Origin of the sequence: Acinetobacter sp. TR11 (assembly GCF_027105035.1) — a bacterium.
Classification (GTDB): domain Bacteria; phylum Pseudomonadota; class Gammaproteobacteria; order Pseudomonadales; family Moraxellaceae; genus Acinetobacter.
This window is the reverse complement of record NZ_CP114256.1, coordinates 1,317,406-1,333,308: the sequence shown is the minus strand read 5'-3', so window position 1 is coordinate 1,333,308 and position 15,903 is coordinate 1,317,406. Positions and strand designations below refer to the sequence as shown.

Genomic DNA, 15,903 nt, shown 5'->3' with positions numbered 1-15,903 from the left:
ACTTACAGATCTGGGGGTAAATCATAGAATATATGTAGGTACTGTGTAGGCAATCAGACAGATAGACCATCGGATTATCGAACCGATCGACCATATTGCGGTCTATAAAAAGCAGTGAGAAACACAATCAATAGGCACTAAAAAACCTCATAACTCAAATAGTTATGAGGTTTGATATATGGTGGGCCCAGACAGACTTGAACTGTCGACCAACGGATTATGAGTTCTACAACCCATACATTAACACACAAGAAAAAAATCAAATATATTTTTATATACAATAAGATACGAAACTTTATTTTTCAAACATTGGCCTTTAAAGTTGATTATAGTATCTTAAATATGCTTACTAATTGCTTATTTTTTTGGTATCTATATGAATTTTACAAAACCAGCAATTGAAAAACTAGAATGCCTATCTGACTCAAAGCCTTCTTTCTATTGGGATAGCTCTACCAGCGGTTTTGGGGTAAAAGTAACCCCAAACAATAAAAAGACATATATCTTTCAGGGACGTGTAGGGTCTACAACACGACGTATAACAATTGGGAACATTAAAGATTGGCGACTAACTGAAGCTCGTGAAAAAGCTAAAGAGCTTGCTGTCATGTGTACGCAAGGGATCGACCCCAAAGTTGAAAAAAATAAACGTATTAAATCAGACCAAGAATATCTTAAGACTGAAAAACGAAAAGAAACTTTATTCAAAGAAGCTTGGAATATTTATCTTGAAGAAAATAAAGAAAGATGGAGAGAACGCACCTACCTTGATCATTTATTACTATCAAAAGGTGGATTTGATGAAATAAAAAAATTTCACTATAAACCTCAGCCTATTTTTGAATTATTAGAAAAAAGGTTATCAGATCTTGATAACAACTTTTTTTCTGAATGGCTTCAGAATAATAATTACCGAGAAACTACAGCTAGTAAAGCTTTCCGTCTCATTAGAGCCTTTTTAAATTGGTGTGAAGAAGATGATAGATTCCAAGGAATAGCACCTACAAATGCAATTAAATCTAAAAAAGTAAGATCCAAAGTAAAGCCAGTTCAAGCAAGAAAAGATTGCCTCCTAAGAGAACAATTAGACATATGGTTCTCTACCGTTCTCAATTCTCAAAATAAAGCCTTGGCTACATTTTATATTTGTTGTCTATTAACTGGGGCCAGAAAAGATGAGTTTCTATCACTTACATGGGAAGACTTAGATTTTAGGTGGAAAACAATCCAACTGAAGGATAAAGTTGAAGATAATGGGCGTATTATACCTATGACCAAATACGTAGAAAAATTACTACGTGACTTAAAAAAAACCAGCGATTCATCTTATATATTTAGCAGTAATACCTCTGCGACGGGATACATCGTTAATCCTTACAAAGAATTTAAGAAAATCTGTAATGAAATAGATATTCAGCTAACAATACATGGTCTTAGAACCTATCCAGAATATTTTCTATGCAAAAGTAGCCTTAAAAAGGCTAAATTAATGAACTGAAGGCTCGTATTTAGGTGCTTTTCACAGTTTTTCCAAAGCCTTCTACATTTTTCTAACCAAGCAAATGATCTTTCCACAACCCAGCGTTGTGGTATGACTGCAAATTTATGTAATTCACTTCGTTTAGCAACTTCAACTCGCGCTCTGATTAAATCATTAACAGCCAAAGAAAAGGGTTCGCCTGTATAACCACCATCAACAAGTACAACCTCTACATTTTGTAAGGTGTCTCTATGTAAAGTTATGGCATCTAATGCACCTTGACGATCTGTTTTATCTGCTGTCGTAATAAATATTCCATGAGGCAGACCTTGAGTATCAACAATGATATGTCTTTTAATCCCTGAAACTCTTTTACCAGCGTCATAGCCTTTATTACGTGCGGTATCTGTGTTTTTTACACTTTGTGAATCAATGATGATAAAGCTCGTTTGTTCTTTCCGTCCATTGTTGATACGGGCCTCGCCAACCACATTTTTTTAAAGCCTGCTCAAGTATGCTAGGTTCAGTTTCTGATGGTTTTCTATTCCAAATCGAGAAGTAATAATGCACAGTGCTTTTAGGTGGAAAGTCTCGAGGAAGCATACTCCATTGACATCCACTTTTTAGAATATAGAGCAAGGCGAAAAACACTTCATAGACATCAACGACTCTTGGACGCGTTTGTTTTCTTCCGCTCAATAGTAACGGTTCAATTTCTTTAAAGGCTTCTCGACTAATGTCGCTGGGATATGGTTTTCTCATGGGGGAGAATTTAACAAATTATTTTTCCAATTGCCAAAAAAGAATGAAATTAATATTGGATAGGTTCTTAGACGTTCATTTAAATCATTGGCGGAATGGGTAGATATTCCTGTAGGTGTCACTGCACAAATATCTGGACATAAACCAAGTGCTTTAGCTGAAAAGCACTATACCGTTCGCCCCATGGATATGTTGCGAGGGCATCTACAGAAGTATGAAAACTGGGTATTAGAACAAGCCAAAATTAGTTTTTAAAAATTAAACTCCATTCTCTCAGAGGAAGAAAATCTTGCATTTCTATATTCTTCGATTCATAGCAATTTCGCTATGCACACGAAGGATAATACTTCATGCACATTCAATACAACCGCCCACCATCATCCCATCCTGGCCCTGGTGGCAATTGGCCAAGTACAACAGGTCGCCCATCAGGTGGTGGTCGTGGTAATGCCAAATAATCATTAAGGGGAGCAATCCCCTTAATCCAGGATTACCGATGAAAAAGTACAGTAATGACAAAGAGCTGAACAAATTTATTCGGCAACTTATTAAGGATGGTGTCGCATCTTTTAGACCTGGTAAAAAACATGATTTTTTGCTTGTAAACCAAATACAGAAGATTACGATACCAGGTACACCTAGTGACCGAAAAACCTATTTAAACTTTAAGACAGATATACGCAGAGCTTTACAATGCCAAAGAATACCTTTCCAACAACTATAGAAATTGTTCGTGATTTATTTAGTCACATGGATACCAAGAGCCAACTCTCGGAGACAGACTCTAAACACTTAGATGGTTCATCAAACAAACTATTCACTTCACACTATGATGTAGACTTATTTTTGGAGCAGTTGTGCCCAAAAGAGTTTTCAGAACGTACAAATTTGCAATTTATAACATTGCTTAAACGCAATGTGTTAGAGCGTTATAATGCAATGCTATTACATGCTCGCTTAACTGCCTTGATGAATGTTGATTCTATCCGAAATTCACTATGGTCGAATTACTTAGTTCCATCTCTTCATCAACTCATAAGCTTTTGTATTACACAAATGGGGATCACTAAGCACTGGAAAGGAGAAAACTTTATTCAAGAAAGCTTAAGCTATCTAAAAAATAATGATGAAAACTTTGCTAATTTTTGGAAAAGTGATGATTTAAATCCTGATGAGAAAAATTACATCAGCAAATTTGGTCGTCCAGATGCCTTACCTACGCCGTCGACCTTAAAACGCCTATTTTTGACCAATACGGAATCATCGCAGACGCATTATGAATTGTTGTGTTTTGCACGCTTGCTACAAGCCTTAAAAATTAAATATGGGTTCTCATTGCAACATGGAAACTTTATTCAGTTTTTAGCGGAACAACATAATCAAAAATTGAAATCACACCGTATTTCGGAACACGATATACAAGCATTGACATTTAGAGCCATGGCTATTGCCAATGCACAAACACATTTTCCTTTTCTGATGGAGATCCCATTTTCATATCAGAAGTTAACTCAGGTGTTTTTTGATAGCACGCACGTCAAACGTATTGATCAAACTGATACTCGTTTAGCATCAATGGTATATAGCTCAACAGGTGAAACAACGTTTCAACTAAATATATTGATGATAAACCAAATCGACAAGTACCTTACCGAGCACCAAGAAGTAGCTCACTTACTGCCATATATTCATTGGGCTAAAGCGATTAATTTGGTATATCAATATCAATTTAAGGAAGCACTCGCTGAATATGAACTATGCTTGGATGGTTTATTATATCGTGATATGCGTTATTTAGAAGTACTACTAAATGAGATGCTTTGCACTGCCTCACTCGTGGAGAGCCAAAACAAACTCATTGGAAAGATTTCAAATTTAGCGATTCAATTTGACCTTAAAGTTGGAATATTTGATCCAATTGAGCGCCCTGACCGTTTCAAAACAGAATTTGTATTTGAAGAATGGGAAAAAGAAGCAACCATAGTTGGCTTCTTTAAATATTTTACTGCCGATACTTTTAGCGACAAAGGTACCGAAATTAAGAAATTAATTCCTAAAATCGGCAACCTTACAGTTCCCATGGATATTAGCCCTGACTTTAAAAAAGTGAATGCAAGCATTTACATTGATATTGAACAAAGACGTAAATGGCCTCAACTTCAGTACTTTGTCGCTATCGGAGATTTTTCTACTGCTAGAAAGCTCATTGAAGCTGGTGCAAACATAAATGCATTAACTTCAAATAAAGAAAGTATTATACTTTTGGCATTGAACCACATTGCCGCTAAATCCGATGAAACATACGCATTCATCCAATATGTATTCGAATGTGGTTTTGATAAAGAACTTTTAAATGAGCGTACAGCGAAAAAGCAGACTTGCCCTTTAAACCACGCTATTGAGGAAAATCTGCCAAAACTTGCAAAATTGTTATTAGAGAATGGGGCTAATCCTAATGTTACAGGTCTCTATGGTATTTCCATGCTTTACCAGAATTTAGGTGTGATCGGCCTATTGAATGGTCATAAAGTTGAGCAAGCAAATGATAAATATCTTGCAGATTCGATTAGACGTCATTCTAACGGTGGTAGCGATATTGAAAGTTATAAGCAACTCCAGAGCCTACCAAGCCATGAGCCTAGAAAGGTATTATTTGAGGAGGTGAAGCGAATCTTTCTTGGGGACAAGAAGGTTTGCGATGCCTACGAGATTTTCGAGTTACTTTTACAATATGGTGCCGATCCAAATCAAAATACAGCTCAGTATCCAATAAAAGGCTATACACCCTTCATGCTAGCTGTTGAAAAAGATAATGCTTATGCTGTCGATCTTATGCTCAAGCATGGGGCTCAATTGGAACAAAGCTATGTAAAAGCAGATGAAGGACGTCGTGTGTTTTTGCCTGAAATAGCTGAGTTCTTTAAAGCCAATCAAGCAAAAGGACTAATTTCCCAACACTAAATGAACATACGCAGCTCTATAATACCCAGACTGTATTCAGTCTGGGTATTACCTGTTTTAACTTGAAAAATGCTCTAGCAATTTTGTTTTCACATAAGCATGATTTTTACTAAAATCAGTCACAGTCCAAGTGGCATATTGCTGAAAAATTCTTATTGAGTTACTGAATAATTCAATATTTCCTTGGAAATATTTTTGCTTTTTATCAGCGTAATCTCGGTTATTTTGAGAAGAGTTTTTTCGTCTCGACAGTAATACTAAATTCCCCAATCTGTCTTTAGCATAGTCTCGCTCCCCCTCAGTAAAATCTTGTAACCATTGGCTGTCGACCTTAGGTGTTTGAGGAAGAATATGCTCGATACTAATAGTACTTGGAAAGTCTAATTTAGTTGTATGACCATGCAGAATACAATCCAATTTAAGCATAAGATATTTGGCAGCTCTCCTACCATAAATTTTCTTATCTAGCTCAAGAGCTAATTCTGTTTGATCTATATGTCCTTTTAACAACATAATAACTTCTTCACTAGTTTTTGAATCTATAGCTTCCATCCAGTGATTTACATTTTCTATTCGGCTTGTTGGAGTTAAACCCACTAACCAATCATAAGCAAATGCATTATCTAATGATTTTACAAAATTGATTAATTCATGATTACCAAATTTATTGTAATATTTTAATAGTGGAGCAATCCAGAAATCTGACTCAAAACCCGATCTCATCATTACAAGCAAGTTATTCAGTTCAAAACTTTTTGATAACTCATAGTGATTATTATCAAAAATTTCAATGTAGTGCTTTCTATACTTATCAATAAAGTTAAAAGTATCTATACCTTTATTCAATAGAGGAGGTAAATTTTTCGTACTTTTATTAGAGCGATCATATTCTTTTGGTGCGTAAATATTATCTTCATACTCTTTTAAAAGGCTAACTGTTGCTTTCTTTTTAACTAAGATTGAACGTAGATGAGATAAAAATTCATCAAAGTCTTCACCAAAATAGTTTTCAGCTTCTTCCCAATTCTTTGCAGCTTTAACTCTTTCCTCATTATCAGAGACAAGAGCTAAATTACTAGCTTTTAAAATATCACTACTACGAAGTTTAACCCCTCGATTATTCATAACAGTAAATAATCTAAAAGCATCATCCAACTCTTCTGACCCGACGTAAATCATTAAGACATTATTAAGTAAGAATTTAACAAACTGATCAAAATTTTGATTATCTTCAAAAAACTCTCGTATTTGGACAATATTTTTAGACATATTGATTACAGAAAGATCTGTGTCTTTACCATAACCTTGAATGAGTGTTGAGTTAAGCTTACATGTGGCGCCATCATCCTTCACATAAGTATTAATAAAATCTTTCACCTCCTGCCTAATATCGAAAACTATTCTCAATCGTTCAGGAATATTTTTAAATGTATTTTTCTTTTGAAAAATAATTTCTTTACATGTTTCAAAACAATCCTTATCACTAGTTAAATCGCGAATTACTGCAATAAGTAGAAAAAGTGTAGTTAGTCGTTGTTGTCCATCAAGAACATCATACTCGTCATAATGAGTATTGTTTTTTTCCAAAGTTTTCTTTTGTAAAACCATGGATCCTAAAAAATACTGAGAATTTTCATCACGATTCATTGCATCACACAAATCCTGTAAAAACTCAGCTATTTGATCCTTACCCCAAACATATGGTCTTTGATACTCAGGTACTCTGTACCATTTTTCAAAAACTTTACCAACGAATAGTTTTTCACTTTCAATCATTTTATATCTACTTTTTCAACAAAATTAATTAATCCAGCCATATGTAAAAAAGCTTTAGTACTAAGATGCTTAGCACACTTTTAACTAGCTTAATTACAGTATTCAGCTATCAGTATTCAAGATAGGTAGTTTGACGAGGGCATCAAGTACAGGTAAACGCTTACTAGAGATATACTTTATATCACCCACCAAATACACTGCGTCACGAGCTCTTGAAATCGCTACGTTAATACGACGGTCATCAGCATAAAAAGTTGCAGGCCCAATGTTACGTACAAACGAGAAGAAAACAACATCAGCTTGACGTCCTTGAAATGCATCAACAGTATCAACCTCTACTGCAAGTAGTTCACCATAATCATATTTCTTTAATGCTTGACGTAAAGCTTTGCATTGAGCACGGTAAGGTGTAATCAGTGCTACACTAATCTTTCTCTTTACTGAATTATTTTTTAAGCGGTTACTCATTTCTGTCAATTTTTTCAAGATAATGTCTATCTCAAATTCATTGATCAAGATTTTCTTTTCGTTACCTCTTTGTGCTGGTACTCGATATCCTTGAGACTTATACGTTAGCCAACCAAAATCCTGAAATTCATGATCAGTTTCCTTTCTATAATGATCTAACTCGCCTTTATAAAAATGCTCGGAGATAAATTGACCAATGTGTGGGAGCATCCGAAATTGCTTTCCTAATGTTCCTTTCATAGTAGTTGGAAAGTTATCAAATAAGCGGTCAATTACACCATTACGAATTAAGCATTCCTTTTGTGCATCCATTTTTTCCAGAACTTCAGACTCTTCTGTACAAAAGGTAGGAGGTAATTGTTTATGGTCCCCCACCAAAATACATTTCTTAGCAACACTCATAGCCATAAGCCATTCAGGCATAGTTGCTTTGGAACATTCATCAACGATTGCTAAATCAAATGTCTGACTTTCACTATCCATCAAATGGTCGATCTGATTACAGGTAACACCTATCACTTGGTGCATTTCTGCTAAATTCCGTGCTTGCCAATGAGCAATGGATACAACATCGTCATCATTATTGGTTTTAGAGGCATTTAGCTCACTCCATAATTCTATAGTTAGTTCTGGAGCTATGCCATAAGCTTGATGCCAAAGAGTATCTGCTCGTGTCAGAGCATCTGCCTCTCGAGCTTTTTCAGACTCGAATTCAGTAATACTAAATTTTGGATATCGTAAAATTGATTTTATAAATTCTTGACCAATTTCATTCGACAGACGATCTATTGCATTATCGACAGCCACATGTGTTTCAGAGCTAATCAAAATACGAGCATTGGGTTTAGCCTTAATTAGTTGCAGAATTATCTCTACAATTGCTGTCGTCTTTCCCGTTCCTGGTGGACCTTGGATAAAAAAGAGATCTTCACTTGCCAAAGCTTTTTGAATTAACTTAAATGCAGCATCATTTGGTTCATAACTTTTCTGTATTGGTTGAGTTGCACAAATAGACATAGACGAGCATTCACGTGCTCGAAACTCAGCAATAAACTCATCAATTTTTTCTTGTGCATTTAAGGCTTGTTTATTTGTTTTTTGATTAACATGAATATTAGATTGATCATCCATTAAATCAAAAAGCTTATCCCCATCAACGGCGTTATTGTCGTAATAATAATGCAGGATTCGATTATGATTGATATTACAATTAGTGCCTGCACGGAAACCTAATAAGCACCTTATTTGACGCTCAAGCTTGGTTCTAGTAGCCCGATCAACATTAACAAGCAACTCTGTAAGATATTCCAACCAATGATCAATATGATCAATAAAATCAATTACCTGTTTAGCTTCATCACATATTTGAGAATTATGGAGACCCATTTATGCCTCGACGTATTTTGTATTTAGAAGCATCTCTACTCCTGCAGGATTTTTACAGCCCAATTTATTAAGAAGTAAACGGCGTATACCTGGAATCTGCATCTCATCCATAGATAAAGGCAACTCAAATTTATTATTCAGTAATTCAAAGATAATATTCATATCTGTATGAATAGTGAGTTCACCAAGATTATTTTCCAACATATCTGCTGTGATCAAAAGATCTATAGCTAAAGCAATTCTATGGAGTGAGAACTGAGGTAATACAGAAAGAAGTTTATCTTTGGTGTTATATCCACTCATTACTGCTTTGGTGACTGCAAAGACAGCCTCTTCTATAGCAAAATATCTCCAATAAAACTGTAATTCGACTTTAGACATATTTTTCACTCCTTTTTTGCTTCTCCTCCCAATATTTACGTTTTTGTTTAGCTGTATTAACTCCAAAGATCGACCAGGCATCAAAATCACGATCTAGCGATAACATTTCAAACAATGAATCAATCCCAGCATCTGGATGTAATGGTTGTATACGTTCGATATAACCCCTCAATTCATCGCGCCGAGTATATAGAAATGTTCGAGCCTCAATAAGTTTTTTTCTTTCATCAAATGCTTCATTGTGCTGTATTTTTAAATAATCACGTCTAGCTTTATCATTGGAAAAACTATCTGGATATTCCTTAGTATCATGTGCATCTTGAACTCGACGTTTATACAGTTGGAATTCGTTTTTAATCTCGTTAAAGTTTTGAGTAGCATGTGCTACATCTTCATTTGCCATTTTCAAAACGATCTGTCTAATTTCTGTCAACGTCCCCCCTTCACTAAGCCCCATCATCCACATATTCACCTGTTCAAGATCACAATCCTTGAAGGCATAATAAGCTTCAAACTTCTTAGCAATTTGACCCCAAGCATCCACACATAGCTCATACTCTTTTTTCAAAGTATCTTTATTCGCTTTATGTTCTTCTTCAGCCACCTTTTTCTTCTCATCTAGATCACTACGTTCTGCACGTAGCTCATTGACTTGTTTTAAAAGGGCGCTACGATGACTTTGAAGACGTCTAAGCTCATTTTTAAACTCTTCGTAGCTAGATTTAGAAGTACGTTCAATACGTTCATTCGTTTTTAAAATAAAATCGTTTTTAACAGTAAGTTCTCGATTAGCTGTTAATTCTCTCCAATCATATCTACCCTGACTCTGAGATAACTTTTTAAGCTCAGACATATAGGCATCAAGGAGATTAATTATGGAAAATAAATTACTTATTTTTTTTGCAAGAATCTTTAACTCTTGTTGGTATAGATCCATATACATCCAAGAATCCACACAACTAAACATCAAATCTTGAAATCTATTAAGTCTAGGCAAATAACCAGTGGTAATAGTTAATTGTTGATTCATAAACTCAATATGTTCTTTAAGCTCTTTATTTCTCTTTTCCTGGTGAGATTGAATTCTCTCTAAATAGCCATCTTTTTTAACTTGAAGTCGCTGTTTTATGGCTTCTTTTTCACGATCTAACTCACGGATTAAAGACTTTGTACGAGCCTCTTCTTTTTTTAAATTTGAACTTGCCCACCAATGAGCAATAGCTTTAAAAATCATAATCCCCCCTTACTGCATTTCTAAAAATTCACAGGCTTGATCCCAGCCAGTTCTATGGGGAATAAGTATTCCCATACGTGTGAGAATCGTTTGTTGCATTGTTTTCTGGATAGTGACATCGATTTGATCCGAGATGGCCAAATCTTTTATTTTCTTCTGCAGCTCTTCAAGTTCATCTGCAAAAGCTTCGGAACGTTGTTGATCTTGTTGTTGCTTACGTCGCTCAATATCCATTAGCTCTGTATGCTCGATATAAGTCTTACGTACAGATGTGAACATTAAATATTGCATTTCAAGATGTTGATTAAGGTCTTTACTCATGGCATCAAATTGATCAAATGCTTGCTCTGTTATGCTTGCTCTAGCCGCTTCATACTGTAAGTCGATGGTCGTAATCGCCTTCTCATACTGCAGAGCTAACTCTTGCATCATTTCTCGTTCTTGTTCAGGCAAAGCCTTAAGCTGGGCATATATATTACTTTGAACAGCTCGCAATTGATTCTTACGAACCCCATACTCTGAAATTACAGAAATTGCACCACTCAGTGGTAGCATGTCACTCCAATTAAAAGTCAACTCTGACAGCTTGCCAACTTTACCTACATAAGTGGTGAGATCGATTTGTCCACCATTTAGCAATTCAAGCGCAGATTTCAGTTCAGTATTGGCAATCGCAACCCCCTTAGATGAGAAATGATTAACATATGCCCCAGCTGCAACAGCAAAGCCAATCGCAAATACAGTTCCACATGCCATTACACCTAATGCACCTAAAGTCGTTCCCCCAATTGCATAACCAGATATTGCTGCTGGTATAACAGCACCAAGGTAAGAGCTCGCACCCACTCCTAAGCTAAATGCCAAACTACTACCAACAACCTGTACAGCCCCCCCAATCGTGGATGAAGCAAATTGAAGATTGTCAATTTCACCTTTTGAAAACTTATAGATGTTTTGAGCTAGCTGAAATGTAATTTGGGCGACGGCGGCTGCAACGTTGCCTTTAACAAGTTGCTTACCGATTGTTTGCCCTATCGCCTTACCCGTTTGCTGAGTTGCCGCATCAACCATGGCTTGGCCTGCATGCTGAATACTAGTGACCAACAATGCATTACCAGCCCCTTTGACTGAGCTAGCTACAATACGCTGTGCTATCTGCATACATTGATCCATCGTTAAAGGATCATCGCTACGCAAAACTTCTAGCAAGATCGTTGCTGATTCACTAACAGCACCACCAATCGCCCCTGCCTTTGCTGCATTACGATATTGCATTGTGTTAAACTCAGAACGTACTCGCTGCTTATCTTTGTATTCAGGCCCTTCTTGATTTTTTTTAGTTTCCTGTACCAATTCTTCAGCACTACCTTCACCCTTTCGGTTCAGACCTGTGCTGGACACTTTACCATCACTCGATGTTAGTTTATCTGTCGCATTATCAGCAGTATCCTGATAACTCTTAGATACTTCAGGACGTATTTCTTTATTTCTCAGTGCCTGTTTACGTGACGCCGCTTTTACAGAGTCAACCTGATCTTTTGGTACAATTTTACCAACACCATCATATTTTTCTGGTGATAGAGCACCTGCCGTCTTTTCACCATCTTTATAAAATTTCACTTGATGTTTGGTTGTACCATCCGGCGTTACAACATGGATATCTGCAACAGGATCGTTATGCATTCCAACATCTAGTGTAGCCCGATGATTATTATGTCCCTTAGCTGCGGCTTCGATATTAAATGAGCCTGCATGATGAGCTTCTGCTGCAAATCCTTGCTGAACATCAATTGTTTGGCTAGTAAATCCTCCATTTTTTTGAGAGATGGCATCTTTTATCCCTTTACTATACTCATTCAAAGCTTGGTTTAAAGCATCACCCTGTACTTGGTTCCATGCACCCTGAAAATAAGAAATACTCTGCCCTGCGATATCTAGTGACTCTTCGTTTTTTTTCATAAAGCTCTATCTATGTATGCTATTTAACTTTTACACTGCTCAATATTTAATTATGAGTAATATCATGTGTATCTACGATCTATCTCACCAAATTCTATATAAGTAGCACCTTCTCAAAAGGCTGATTTACTAAATCCATATCCTCTTTAAGATTCATCTTATAATTCCTTTTAACTCACCCATTTATCATCATTCATAGCTAAATTTTTAACTAGCTCAAAAACTGTTGAAACTTTTTCCTGAAATTGTGTCACGTCATAGCTGACTGGTAAGTCTTTATCCAATACCTTTTCAATTTCATCTTTAACTAATGCTTGGGTCTGCCCATCCTTCCACCAATCCTGAACCAAAACTTTAGGTGTTGTATTCAAAAGTGCTGTAATCAAATCTCTCGCTGCTAACTTGACCTGCTGTTGCTCATCTTTGGTGAGTTTGTCTTTTAAGAGCAGATCATAGATTTCTAACTCATCTTCAGTCAGACCTTCTCTGATATGACGTTGGTCTTCTTCCTGCAACCCTTTTGTGAACTTTTGAATTTCTTCAAACAGTTGTTCAGTCGCCGTGGCACCAGAGTTATAACGATCTATCATTTGCTGATAACGTTCAGCGAAATTAATACGTCCACCATTTTGCTTCAGCATTTGAATGATTTTCTTTTCAAGAAATGCTCGCATATCTGCAATAGCAATGTTCTTGTGTTTGGTTTCTTTAAATTGTTCTTTTAGCTTTTCAAAATCAACCGTGCTTAAATCCCATTTTTGACCATGGATCAAACTATAGCTTTGCTTAAAATCCTTAACCGACTTCGCTGTATCTGCATCTATAATCACACTTCGATCTAAGAGATCCACAACTGCTACACCTGCTGTTTCCAGATCCTGCTGTTCAATGGTGGCTTCAATAAATCCATGTAAAAATTGAATTACAGATACTATCGGGCGTGGCTTAGCTAAGATATTAGGCTTACATGCCTCATATAAGGCAGCAACGGTATTAAAGTGAACATTGAATGTTTTTCGATATTCATCTTTTTCTAGTAACCGATCGGCATATTCACCAAATAAAGTATTCTCTTTAAACGTACCGCCATTCTCATTACGAGTTTCTAAGATTTTGTTTAGATCAATATCCTTAGACTCACAATATTCTAGGGTCTTCGTAATCGCTTCATCCAGCATATCGAAAAGTACGGTTTTATCCTGGACGGGCGCATCTGTTTCTCCATCTTCACCAGTGCCTTGGCCGTAATCTTTTAAAGCTGTTTTTAGATTCCTAAATACGTTGTAGTAATCAATAACTTCACCATTTCTTTTCTCTACAAACTCGCCGTCGGTATTCTGAATACGATATGACGTTACTCGGTTGGCACGAGCAATGGTTTGCATCAAGGTATGACCTTTCATTGGCTTGTCTAAGTACAGCGTAGATACCGTTGGCGCATCAAAACCTGTCAGCCACATTGCACAGACGAAAACAAGTTGTAGCGGATGCGCTGGATCTTTAAAGTTATCCTCAATATCAGCCCCATTCGTATCAACTTTACTCAGGCGGTCAATATGTGTCTGAATATCTAGACCTTGTTTATCAAAGCGTTCTTTTTCTGCACTCGGATCACTAATGACCACCGCCATTTGCACCGTGCTCATATACTTTTGGCGTTGCTTTAAACGATGTTTTTCAACATCATTTTTAGAGTTATGAATACGTGTTTGTAAATGTTTAAGCTCTTCTTTCCAAAGTTTTGAAACTTTTTCATACATTCGTACAGCCGTAAACTGATCTACGGCGACCATCATACCCTTACCCAAATATCCACGGCGTGGGAAATGGTAGACAATATCTTGGGCAATACGATCTAGACGATCATCTCGTTTAATAACTTCAAGTTCCGTAGAATACTTCCGCTCAAGCTTTTCTTTTTGTGCTTCGTTTAACTCTTCATCTTCTAAAATTTCAGCGAGCTCTTCATTCAGATCATCATTTTGAAGTAATACTTCTGGAACTCGTTTTTCATAGAACAGTGGCAGCGTTGCTTTATCTTCAATTGCCTGTTGGAAGGTATATTCCGAAACATACTCACCAAACCATTGCTTGGTCTTTTTCTGTTTAAGGATCGGTGTACCCGTAAAAGCAAGAAAATGTGCGCCGTCTAAACCTTTACGCATGTTCTCGGCAAGAGATTCATATTGTGTACGATGCGCTTCATCGACAATGACAATCACTTCCCGCTCAGCAGGATTGAATAGCTGTGGATACTCTTGACCTTTCTCGTATCTGAACTTTTGAATTAGGGTAAATACAATTTTGGTATTTTGACTGAGTAAGGTGCGAAGATGGGTACTGTTTTTCGGTTGTGCTGCTTCTTTTTCTAAAACTGCTTTGGTCTGTATAAAGTTTTTATAAATCTGTGAATCCAAGTCTTCACGATCCGTAATCACCACAAAGCTAAAATTACCTGTGACTTTACGATAAATCTTTCTGACATAAAAAATCATCGAGAAACTTTTACCAGAGCCTTGAGTATGCCAAAACACACCAAGACGACCTTGTAACTCATCACGCTTTAAAAATTTTTTAAAGGCATGATTCACTCCTAAGAACTGATGGTTCTGAGCGATAATTTTATGTTTTTCATTTTGGAATAAGATAAAGTTTTCAATATAGTCTAATAGTCTTTCAGGACGGCAAAGACCTCGTAACAAGTACTCAATACTTGTGCCTTGTCCCTCAATTTCTTCTTTGTTGACCTTTTCTTTTTCTTGATCTATACGCAACCAGTTAAAGAAATGCTCCCACTCAGCCGTAAAACTTCCGAGCTTGGTATCTGTTGCATTGGATAGCACACAAAAAGCATTGGTTAAAAACAGTTGTGGAATGTCATTTTTATAATTTTTTAAATTGTCATCAAAGGCATTCTTGAGCTTTACATTGGAGTTTTTCAGCTCAATAAATACGAGTGGTAAACCATTTACATATAAAATGAGATCAGGACGGCGATAAGCACAATGAGGTGTACGTCCTGTAGATTGAATCCATAACTGAGACACCACCAAAAATTCGTTATTTTCAGGGTTTTCAAAATCAATCAGTTTTAAAGGGACATTTTCATGTTTTTCGCCGTGGGCATCTTCGTAAGTAATCGATGCACCATCACGAATCGCTGTATATAGTTCCATATTGGCTTTAATTGCCGACATTGAACCACGGCGATCCATCAATTTAGAAACAGCTGTTTCAATGACATCTAAAGGGACTTGGGGATTTAATTGCACGCATTTGGCAATAACACGATCTTTTAGAATGACATCTTTTTTGTCTGTACGACCTGAACCATCATTTAAATCACTTGAATCTGCGGTATAGCAATTGAGATGCTGATAATCAAATTCAGTGTTTAAAAATGCAATTGTTGCTTGTTCAATGTCGTCTTCACTTATGAAATTACGTGTTACTTTTGTCACAATTAATCCCCTATATCCCTCTAAATACGTCTATT

The 15,903-nt window shown here is 36.4% G+C and carries 9 protein-coding genes and 1 pseudogene; 3 read left to right on the top strand and 7 right to left on the bottom strand.

Annotated elements, in window-relative coordinates; translation table 11 throughout:
- Positions 1–376: 376 nt before the first annotated feature.
- Positions 377–1,498 carry a tyrosine-type recombinase/integrase gene (locus O1450_RS06465; protein WP_269230138.1) on the top strand — a complete coding sequence of 374 codons (1,122 nt, stop codon included), beginning with the start codon at positions 377–379 and terminating at the stop codon, positions 1,496–1,498.
- Here O1450_RS06465 and O1450_RS06460 read toward each other — a convergent pair.
- Positions 1,441–2,242 (bottom strand): IS5 family transposase gene (locus tag O1450_RS06460; protein ID WP_269230137.1). Its coding sequence is split into 2 segments (ribosomal slippage): positions 1,441–1,977 and positions 1,979–2,242, totalling 801 coding nucleotides; the frame shifts between segments, so codons are not numbered across the junction. The genes O1450_RS06465 and O1450_RS06460 overlap by 58 nt on opposite strands.
- A gap of 66 nt (positions 2,243–2,308) precedes the next feature.
- On the opposite strand from O1450_RS06460, the pseudogene O1450_RS06455 reads away from it, so the two are divergent.
- Positions 2,309–2,497, top strand: a pseudogene (locus O1450_RS06455) (tyrosine-type recombinase/integrase); the annotation flags it as partial.
- 438 nt (positions 2,498–2,935) lie between these two features.
- Positions 2,936–5,203, top strand: coding sequence for an ankyrin repeat domain-containing protein (locus O1450_RS06450; protein WP_269230136.1), 2,268 nt, complete (start codon positions 2,936–2,938; stop codon positions 5,201–5,203).
- A gap of 57 nt (positions 5,204–5,260) precedes the next feature.
- Here O1450_RS06450 and O1450_RS06445 read toward each other — a convergent pair whose 3' ends face one another.
- The 6 genes from O1450_RS06445 to O1450_RS06420 all read right to left on the bottom strand — a co-directional run bounded on the left by O1450_RS06445 (position 5,261) and on the right by O1450_RS06420 (position 15,868).
- On the bottom strand, positions 5,261–6,979 hold the full coding sequence (locus O1450_RS06445; RefSeq protein WP_269230135.1) for a DUF262 domain-containing protein: 1,719 nt from the start codon (positions 6,977–6,979) through the stop codon (positions 5,261–5,263).
- A 102-nt stretch (positions 6,980–7,081) separates the two neighbouring features.
- The gene (locus O1450_RS06440; protein WP_269230134.1) at positions 7,082–8,833 is read right to left on the bottom strand and encodes an AAA domain-containing protein; all 1,752 of its coding nucleotides are present in this window, start codon (positions 8,831–8,833) and stop codon (positions 7,082–7,084) included.
- A complete protein-coding gene (locus tag O1450_RS06435) occupies positions 8,834–9,214 on the bottom strand; it encodes a hypothetical protein (protein ID WP_126132582.1) in 381 nt (126 codons plus the stop codon).
- Positions 9,207–10,448, bottom strand: a complete 1,242-nt coding sequence (locus O1450_RS06430) for a hypothetical protein (RefSeq protein WP_269230133.1) — start codon at positions 10,446–10,448, stop codon at positions 9,207–9,209. Before O1450_RS06430 ends, O1450_RS06435 begins: the two co-directional genes overlap by 8 nt.
- A gap of 9 nt (positions 10,449–10,457) precedes the next feature.
- Positions 10,458–12,407, bottom strand: a complete 1,950-nt coding sequence (locus O1450_RS06425; protein ID WP_269230132.1) for a hypothetical protein — start codon at positions 12,405–12,407, stop codon at positions 10,458–10,460.
- Positions 12,408–12,577: 170 nt separating this feature from the next.
- Positions 12,578–15,868, bottom strand: coding sequence for a type I restriction endonuclease subunit R (locus tag O1450_RS06420; protein WP_269230131.1), 3,291 nt, complete (start codon positions 15,866–15,868; stop codon positions 12,578–12,580).
- Between the last annotated feature and the right edge of the window lie 35 nt (positions 15,869–15,903).

Coding starts and splice junctions, on each gene's coding strand:
- O1450_RS06430 (WP_269230133.1), bottom strand. CDS start 10,448: ATGATTTTTAAAGCTATTGCTCATTGGTGGGCAAGTTCAAATTTAAAA.
- O1450_RS06445 (WP_269230135.1), bottom strand. CDS start 6,979: ATGATTGAAAGTGAAAAACTATTCGTTGGTAAAGTTTTTGAAAAATGG.
- O1450_RS06440 (WP_269230134.1), bottom strand. CDS start 8,833: ATGGGTCTCCATAATTCTCAAATATGTGATGAAGCTAAACAGGTAATT.
- O1450_RS06465 (WP_269230138.1), top strand. CDS start 377: ATGAATTTTACAAAACCAGCAATTGAAAAACTAGAATGCCTATCTGAC.
- O1450_RS06425 (WP_269230132.1), bottom strand. CDS start 12,407: ATGAAAAAAAACGAAGAGTCACTAGATATCGCAGGGCAGAGTATTTCT.
- O1450_RS06450 (WP_269230136.1), top strand. CDS start 2,936: ATGCCAAAGAATACCTTTCCAACAACTATAGAAATTGTTCGTGATTTA.
- O1450_RS06435 (WP_126132582.1), bottom strand. CDS start 9,214: ATGTCTAAAGTCGAATTACAGTTTTATTGGAGATATTTTGCTATAGAA.